Origin of the sequence: Actinomyces acetigenes (assembly GCF_031296635.1) — a bacterium.
Lineage (GTDB): Bacteria > Actinomycetota > Actinomycetes > Actinomycetales > Actinomycetaceae > Actinomyces > Actinomyces acetigenes.
Genome location: NZ_JASPFC010000059.1, coordinates 1 through 7,754, shown reverse-complemented (window position 1 = coordinate 7,754; position 7,754 = coordinate 1). Strand labels below are relative to the sequence as shown.

The window sequence follows — 7,754 nt, the reverse complement described above, 5'->3', positions numbered from 1 at the left end:
CCCCGGCCACCACCGCGTCACGCAGCCGCGCCAGGTCCGCACCGGTCGCGCCGGGGCCGACGCGGCGCTGGAGTGACGGTCTAGAAGCCGACCTGGACGGGCTCGGGCACGAGGGTGACGCCGTAGCGCTCGCACACTCCGGCCACCACCGCGTCACGCAGCCGCGCCAGGTCCGCACCGGTGGCGCCGCCCCGGTTGGTCAACGCCAGAACGTGCTTGGTGGACAGTCCGGCCGGGGCGCCGGCCTCCACGGCGAAGCCCTTGGTGAAGCCCGCGTGGTCAATGAGCCAGGCGGCGCTGGTCTTGACCAGCCCCTCAATGACGGGGGCCCCCTTGGTGCCGAGCACCACCTGCGAGTGGTCGGTGACCGGGAAGCGGGGCGCATCCTCGGGCAGGTGCTCAGCCTCGGCCGTGGTCAGGATCGGGTTAGTGAAGAAGGATCCGGCCGACCAGGTGTCATGGTCAGTGCCGTCCAGCACCATCCCCTTGGAGCGGCGCAGCTCAAGGACCGCCTCGCGCAGCTCGCGCTCGGGCACGCGCTCGCCCAGCTCGACGCCGAGCGTCCCAGCCAGCTGGGAGTAGGCGATCCGGGAGGACAGGGAGCCCTGCCGCACGGCGAAGGTGGCGTCGAGGACCACCCAGCGTCCGGTCGGCCCCCACAGGCGTCCGCCGCCCACCTCGGTGTCGGAGAGGGACTGCTTGAGGCGCGAGTCCCGGTAGGCCAGCCTCAGCTCGCCCAGGGCCAGCCAGACCACCCGGTTGCGCAGTCGGTCCCAGGCGCGCACGCTGGCGATGAGCTCGGCGACCTCGGCGCCGTAGGCCCCGATGTTCTGCACGGGGGCGGCGCCCACCGTACCGGGGATCCCGGACAGGGGCGCGAACCCGGCCCACTGGCTGGCGATGGCCTCGCGCACCAGGTCGTCCCAGGTGGTGCCGGCGGTGGCAGTGACCTCGACGCCGCCGCACACCGAGTCCGAGACGAGTGAGACCTCGGCGCGGGCGTCCCGGATGACGAGCCCGTCGAAGCCGGCATCGGAGGCCATGATGTTGGAGCCGCCGCCGATGACGAGGACGGGCGTTCCGGCGGCGTCGGCCTCGCGGATCGCCTCGGTCAGCTCGCTCTGCGTGGTGGCCTCGACGTACCTGCCCACCGGGCCGCCCACACGAAGCGTGGTCAGCTCGGCCAGAGTGGTCGGCCGGGCGCCGGAGCCGGGCGTGTGCGCCAGGGCCTGGACGGGTGCGGGCCAGGCGGACGGGTCGACGTCGACGCTCAGTGGGACGGTGCAGTCGCCTTCCACCAGCTGCGGCTCGGTCGACGGCGCTGACGGCGCTGACGGCGCAGCCGGGGCTTCAGCAGGGGTGCGATCATCTGGGGTGGTGGTCAACGAAGGTCTCCGCTCTTCCTGATCAGTTCCTCGTGAGACAAGCAGGGCCCCGCTCACACCAGCAGTGTGCACGGAGCCCCGAGACGCGGACGGGCCGCTCGTCTCACTTCTTGTTGCGACGCTGGTGACGCGTCTTGCGAAGCAGCTTGCGGTGCTTCTTCTTGGCCATGCGCTTGCGGCGCTTCTTGATGACGGATCCCATGAGATCTCCTCGCAGTTCGCTTCTAGTGCCCGCAGACCCTCCCTGCGGGCCGAGGCAGGCCGGCGAGGGTTATGCCATGGGGGCGGTTGGTCGGCGCGTGAGGCTCAGCGGCCGACCACGCAGGTGACCGCCTGAGTGTAGCGGCTCCTAGGACCCTGATGCCTCTGACGCGTCGTGGCCCCAGTCACCCAGCCCCGCAGACAGGTAGTCGTGAACGGCGCGCTCAGGGACGCGGAAAGAGCGCCCGACCTGCATCGCAGGCAGGTCGCCGGAGTGCACCATCCGGTAGACGGTCATCTTGGACACGCGCAGCATCGCCGCCACCTCAGCCACGGTGAGGAACGAGGGGGCGCCGGAGGCGCTGGGGGATGTGGGAAGGCCCGGTGCCATGAGCTTGAGGTCCGTTCGTCGCGGGTGGCCCCGTCGGGGCAGGAACACCGCCAATATATCTCCGCACCAGCCTTCGCACAGGGTTTCTCGGGCACCATTCGCCACAGGCGTCGCATTTCACACTCGGACACCAATTGTCGCTGTCGCAACCTCACTGATCCGCCTCAGAGCTCGGCCGCCACTGCGGCGAGCACCGAGTCCCGGGCACCGCCTCCGCCCGGACACGCCCGGCCCACAACGCTGGCAGACGTGGCGAAGTCGCACCAGCGGGACCACAATGGCGACCGTGCCCCAGACAGACACCGCCCAGGAGCCGGAGCCCGGCCACACACCCCGCGGCGAGAAACCGGCCGGGGAGCATGGCTCCCCCCAGGCCGGCAAGCGCCGTCAGGCCCACTGGCACGCCCCGCTCGTGGGCGTCGTCGGCCGCCCGTGGAAGCGGCGCAAGAAGCACCCGGCCACCGGACAGGGAGCCGGCCCCCTCGAGGAGCCGTCACCCCTCCCCCCGCTGCCGGGCACAGAGCCCACCGGGCTGCGCCGCCTGCTCAGACACATCGAGCCACTCAGCCAGATCGCACGGGCCGCCCGCTTCTACCCGGCCCGGCTGGCTGTCACCATCTTCGCGGCCATCATCATGGTGGTCACGCTTCTGCTCAGCCTCCCGATCGCCACGGCGAGCGGAAAGCACTCCGACTTCCTCGACGCCCTGTTCACCGCCACCTCAGCGGTGTGCGTCACCGGCCTGAACACGGTGGACACGGCGACCTACTGGTCCACCTTCGGGCACGTCGTCATCATCCTGGCCGCGGCCGTGGGCGGGCTGGGCGTCATGACCCTGGCCTCACTGCTGTCCCTGGCGGTGTCCCGGCACGTAGGACTGACCCAGCGGATGCTGGCGGCCTCGGAGAACCAGTCGCGCCTGGGCGAGGTGGGCCGGCTGCTGCGCGCCGTCATCTACACGGCCACCGGCTGCGAGCTCTTCCTCATCCTCATACTGCTGCCCCGCTTCCTCAGTCACGGTCTCGATGTGGGCCACGCCCTGTGGTACGCGTTCTTCATGGCGCTGTCGATCTTCAACAACGCCGGCTTCGTCATCATGCCCGGGGGACTGGCGGCCTACTCCACCGACTGGTGGATCGGCCTGCCGATCATCCTGGGGACCTTCATGGGCGCCGTCGGATTCCCCGTCATCCTGGACATCATGGGCCGACGCCGCCACCCCCGCACATGGAGCCTGCACACCAAGCTCACCCTGACGACCTACCTAGCCCTCACGGTCGCCTCGACCCTCGCCATCGCCACCTTCGAGTGGAACAACCCGCTCACCTACGGCTCCCTGCCCACGAACGGGAAGATCATGACCGCTCTGATCAACGGCGTCAACGCCCGCTCCTCGGGACTGTCCACGATCCCGCCCGAGCACATGCACGAGGCGACCTGGTTCCTCCAGGACGCCCTCATGTTCGTCGGGGGCGGCTCGGCCTCGACGGCCGGCGGCATCAAGGTGACGACCTTCGCGGTCCTGCTGCTGGCGATCCTCGCCGAGGCCCGCGGCGACCAGGACATCGAGGCCTTCGGGCGGCGTATCACCCCCTCGACCGTGCGCCTGAGCGTGGCGGTGGCCTTCATCGGATCCAGCATCATCGGACTGGCCACGCTCCTGCTCCTGCAGATGACCAACCTGTCCCTGGACCGGATCCTCTTCGAGGTCATCAGCGCCTTCGCGACCGTGGGCCTGTCCACGGGCATCACGCCCTCCCTGCCGGACGGGGCCAAGTACGTCATCGTGGCGCTCATGTTCGTCGGCCGTGTGGGCACGATGACGGCGGCCAGCGCCCTGGCGCTGCGCGAGCGGCGCCGCGTCATCCGAATGCCCGAGGCCAGCCCGATGATCGGCTAGCGCCCGTCGCCCCGTTGTCCGCGCCCGCTCACCCGAGAGCCCGCAGACACCAGCGGGAACGATCAGCTCCCCTCGGATCCCGGCTCGTCCGGGGCGAGCAGGTGCCCGAGGGTCGCGGCCGCACTCTCCACATCTGCGCGGCCGGTGATGAGCTGCTCAACGATGAGTCCGAAGGAGACGCTCTGGATGAGGGAGGCCAGCTGCTCAGGACTCAGGCGGCAGGAGATCGTCCCCGCCCTCTGCCCGTTGCGGCATAGGCGGATGAGGCCGCTGCGGATGTCCTGGTAGTTCTCCTGGACCATGACGCGCATCTCGGGATCACGAGTCAGCTCACCCCAGGCGTGGTAGGCCAGTGGCGCCCAGGCACTCAGTCCGACGTCGTCAGCGTCCTTGCGGACCTCGCCTCGCCCAGCGCAGGCCCGTCGCGAGGTGGAGTCGGCCTCGCCGGCGTGCTGCTCAATGTCGTCGCGCTCGTAGTTGAGCAGGACGAGCGCCTCGATGAATCCCTGCTTGAAGTCCGGCAGTGCCTCGGACTCGGCGAGCTGCTTGATCCGCTCGACGAGCGGCCCCATCCGCCGAATCAGGACCTCGCGTATGAGCGAGCACTTGCCCTCGGGGAAGTAGCGATACACGGTCGACGACGACATCCCGGCCGTTGCGATGACCTCGTCCATGGAGGTGGCCTGGAAGCCGTTGCGTGCAAAGCACTCCTCGGCGGCCTGCAGGATGCGGCCGGACTGACGCTCCCGGTAGGCGGCGCTCACTCGTGGCATGCCCCCAGCATAGGTGACCCGAGACACCACAAATCGAAACGATCGTTGTTGACTAGGCATCGCAGGGAAGCCTAGACTCCCAGACGCAAACGAAAACGATAGTTTTGATATGGAGGTCCGCGATGACACTCACAGCGACATCCACTCTCAGACAGACCGAACCGGCACAGGAGACGCAGGAGCAGACCCCCGTGACTGCACGGCATCCCAATCGCCGCGCGGTCATGGTCAGCGCCGTCCTCACCCAGCTGATGATCGTCCTGGACCTGACGATCATCGCCATCGCCCTGCCGCACATGCAGGAGGACCTGGGGATGACCGTGTCCCAGAGCCCGTGGACGGTCACCGGCTACAGCCTGGCCTTCGGCGGCCTCGTGCTCTTCGGAGGAAGGCTCTGCGCCGTGGTCGGCATCCGCCGCTCCTACCAGGTCGGTCTGATCGGATTCGGGATCGCCAGCCTCGCAGCCGGAATGGCGACCTCCTTCCCCATCCTGCTGGTGGCCCGCGTGGCCCAGGGCTGCTTCGGCGCCCTGCTGGCCCCCACCTCGCAGTCACTGCTCAACGTGACCTTCACCGAGCGCAGTGAGCGCGAGCGGGTCTTCGCGATCTTCGGCGCCACTGGCGGCCTGGGAGCGGCCGTCGGACTGCTCGTCGGCGGGGCGCTGACCGACTGGTTCAGCTGGCGCTGGGCCCTCTACATCAACATTCTCCTGGCCGCCGCCGCTCTGCTCATCGGGCAGCGCAGCCTCCCACCGGCCGACCAGCGCGACCGCCGCTCACGCATCACTGACGACCTGACCGGCCTGGTCCTGGGATGCGGGGCCTGCTTCAGCGCCGTCTACGGGCTCGACCGGGCCCAGCAGACCTCCTGGACCTCCACGTCCACCGTCAGCTGGCTGGCACTCGGCGGCATCGCCGCGGTGCTGTTCGTGGTTCGCGAGCGCTTCGCGAGCCGCCCGGTGCTGCCCCTGTCGATGATGGCACTGCCCGTGCGCGCAGCCTCCTACGCCACGCAGTTCGTCGCCGGCGCCGCCCAGATGGGGGCGATCATCTACCTGACCTACTACATGCAGAACCACTTCGGCTACTCGCCCTTCAAGAGCGGGGTCGTCTTCCTCCCAATGGTCCTTGCGCTGATCGCCACCGCGATCCCGGCCGGGCGCGTCATCGTGCCCAGGCTCGGGGCGCGCGGCACCCTGCCGCTGGGGCTGGCGGTATTGACGGGATCCTTCCTCATCTTCTCGCGCATGACCACGGAATCGACTTACGAGCAGGTGGCGCTGCCCGGTCTCATCGCCTTCGGGATGGGCCTGGGACTGACAATGCCAGTCACCTTCAACTCCGGCACTCGCGGAGTGGATGCCAAGCGGACCGGACTGGCCTCGGCGATCCTGAGCGCCGCCCAGCAGATCGGCGGGTCCTTCGGGGTGGCGCTCATGACCTCCTACGCCACCCAGCACGCCGAGGACTACGTGACCGACCACGCCGCGCAGGTCAAGGCGGCAGCCATGGAGGCGATGATGCGGGCCCAGGCCCTGCCGCAGTCGCCCGCGGGCAAGCAGATCGTCGAGACCCTCAAGGCCCAGCTCATCGACCGAGCGCAGATCGAGGCCTACTCCGGCGGCTTCACGATGATGGCCTGGATCCTGGCCGGGGCGGTGGCAGTCCTGGTGGTCTGCGGGATCGGCCTGAGCGTCCGACGTCGCCGCACGCGGTAGCGTAGGAGTCACTGTTCCGCGGCCGACCTCAGGAGACCTCATGCCTGCCCCGCTCTCGCGCACCGACTCCACGCTCGTCATCGGGCTGGGGCGCTTCGGCTCGGCCGTGGCCGCCACCCTGGACCGGCTGGGACGCGAGGTGCTGGCCGTGGAGGCCAATCCCGCGATCGTGCGCCAGTGGACCGGCCGTATCCCCCTGGTGGAGGCCGACGCCACGGACGTGGAGGCTCTCGAGCAGCTGGGCGCCACCGAGTTCGGCACCGCGGTCGTGGGGGTGGCGACCTCCCTGGAGGCCTCCGTCCTCATCACCGGCAACCTCGTGGACCTGGAGACCCCCCAGATCTGGGCCAAGGCCATCTCCCGTGCCCACGGCCGCATCCTGCGCCGTATCGGCGCCCAGCACGTCGTCTACCCCGAGTTCGACGCCGGTCAGCGCGCCGCCCACCTCGTGTCGGGTCGCATGCTCGACTACATCGAGATGGAGAAGGGCGGTTTCACCATCGTCAAGATGCGTCCACCCACGGAGCTGCACGGCTTCACCATCGGCCAGTCCAAGGTGCGCTCGCGCTATGGGATCACGGTCTTCGGCCTCATGAGCCCGGGCGAGCCCTTCGAGTACGCCACCCCCGACACCCTGGTCTCGGCCGAGGACGTGCTCGTCGTCGGCGGGGACGCCGCTCTCCTGGAGCGCTTCGCCAACCGTGCGTGAGCCGGCCGGGCGGCCCCTGACGCAACGACCCTCGTCAGAGGCATGTCATGTGCTGTCTCCTCACTTCTGAGACATCTGAGTGTCATGACTTCTGAGACACTCGTTCGGACGGGAGTCCGGGGCAGGCTGGTGGTCCTGAAGACGGCGATGCGCGGAGGGAAGAGGGCTGGCAGGTCGCTGGTGTCCATGGTGCTGACATCACAGGCGCACCGGCGCTGCACGCCGAGGACAAACCGCAGGATTCCAACGATTTCCGCTGGGTGCTTTGGCGGCTGGATCGTTGATGTCAGCGCTGTGGACACCGGGCCGCGCGGGAGTGAGTCCGCGGGGTTCTTGGTGGCACAGCCCGGCGCCTCCGTCACAGGTCCGCCCCCTGCCCGCTGCCTGCGCGGGGTCCGGAGGTCATGGTTCGACGCCGGCTCCGCCCCGAGTCGGCCTACTCCACGAGGGTCGGGATCCACTGACCACGGGTTGTGCGTACTGTACGAAGGCCCCACCTACCCGAAGTACCCCCAACCCTCGTCCAGTGGCACCCCGCCCTCGTGCAGTGCGCCCAAACGACGCCAGCAGGCACCCGAGCAGCTGCGAGCAGCCAGGCCGGCCCCACCAGAGAAACGAGCAGTGGCTCCCGCACACGGTCGGCCCACCCCACCAGCGTCTTGAGAAGTCATGACATC

Annotated in this window: 7 protein-coding genes; 3 read left to right on the top strand and 4 right to left on the bottom strand. The window is 69.2% G+C overall.

The genetic code is table 11. From position 1 onward, the window contains the following. Positions 1-80 precede the first annotated feature (80 nt). The 3 genes from RIV14_RS13135 to RIV14_RS13125 all read right to left on the bottom strand — a co-directional run bounded on the left by RIV14_RS13135 (position 81) and on the right by RIV14_RS13125 (position 1,977). Entirely contained in the window at positions 81-1,385 is a 1,305-nt protein-coding gene (locus tag RIV14_RS13135; protein ID WP_081381915.1) for a UDP-N-acetylmuramate dehydrogenase, read from the bottom strand. 103 nt (positions 1,386-1,488) lie between these two features. After that, complete coding sequence (locus RIV14_RS13130) at positions 1,489-1,587, bottom strand: 30S ribosomal protein bS22 (RefSeq protein WP_003792170.1); 99 nt, start codon at positions 1,585-1,587, stop codon at positions 1,489-1,491. 147 nt (positions 1,588-1,734) lie between these two features. Next, a complete protein-coding gene (locus RIV14_RS13125) occupies positions 1,735-1,977 on the bottom strand; it encodes a helix-turn-helix domain-containing protein (protein ID WP_003789249.1) in 243 nt (80 codons plus the stop codon). A gap of 277 nt (positions 1,978-2,254) precedes the next feature. Here RIV14_RS13125 and RIV14_RS13120 point away from each other — a divergent pair, with 277 nt between their 5' ends. After that, positions 2,255-3,877: a TrkH family potassium uptake protein gene (locus RIV14_RS13120; protein ID WP_075373691.1), complete on the top strand. Its 1,623-nt coding sequence runs from the start codon at positions 2,255-2,257 to the stop codon at positions 3,875-3,877. A gap of 62 nt (positions 3,878-3,939) precedes the next feature. Here the strand turns inward: RIV14_RS13120 and RIV14_RS13115 are convergent, their stop codons facing one another. Continuing rightward, positions 3,940-4,650 (bottom strand): TetR/AcrR family transcriptional regulator, encoded by a 711-nt coding sequence (locus RIV14_RS13115; RefSeq protein WP_075373692.1) that lies wholly within the window; start codon positions 4,648-4,650, stop codon positions 3,940-3,942. A gap of 122 nt (positions 4,651-4,772) precedes the next feature. On the opposite strand from RIV14_RS13115, the gene RIV14_RS13110 reads away from it, so the two are divergent. Both RIV14_RS13110 and RIV14_RS13105 read left to right on the top strand, forming a co-directional pair. Further along, positions 4,773-6,368: an MFS transporter gene (locus RIV14_RS13110; protein WP_075373693.1), complete on the top strand. Its 1,596-nt coding sequence runs from the start codon at positions 4,773-4,775 to the stop codon at positions 6,366-6,368. Between the two features lie 40 nt (positions 6,369-6,408). Continuing rightward, complete coding sequence (locus tag RIV14_RS13105) at positions 6,409-7,077, top strand: potassium channel family protein (protein ID WP_075373694.1); 669 nt, start codon at positions 6,409-6,411, stop codon at positions 7,075-7,077. The last annotated feature ends 677 nt before the right edge of the window (positions 7,078-7,754 follow it).

Coding starts and splice junctions, on each gene's coding strand:
- RIV14_RS13115 (WP_075373692.1), bottom strand. CDS start 4,650: ATGCCACGAGTGAGCGCCGCCTACCGGGAGCGTCAGTCCGGCCGCATC.
- RIV14_RS13110 (WP_075373693.1), top strand. CDS start 4,773: ATGACACTCACAGCGACATCCACTCTCAGACAGACCGAACCGGCACAG.
- RIV14_RS13125 (WP_003789249.1), bottom strand. CDS start 1,977: ATGGCACCGGGCCTTCCCACATCCCCCAGCGCCTCCGGCGCCCCCTCG.
- RIV14_RS13105 (WP_075373694.1), top strand. CDS start 6,409: ATGCCTGCCCCGCTCTCGCGCACCGACTCCACGCTCGTCATCGGGCTG.
- RIV14_RS13120 (WP_075373691.1), top strand. CDS start 2,255: ATGGCGACCGTGCCCCAGACAGACACCGCCCAGGAGCCGGAGCCCGGC.
- RIV14_RS13130 (WP_003792170.1), bottom strand. CDS start 1,587: ATGGGATCCGTCATCAAGAAGCGCCGCAAGCGCATGGCCAAGAAGAAG.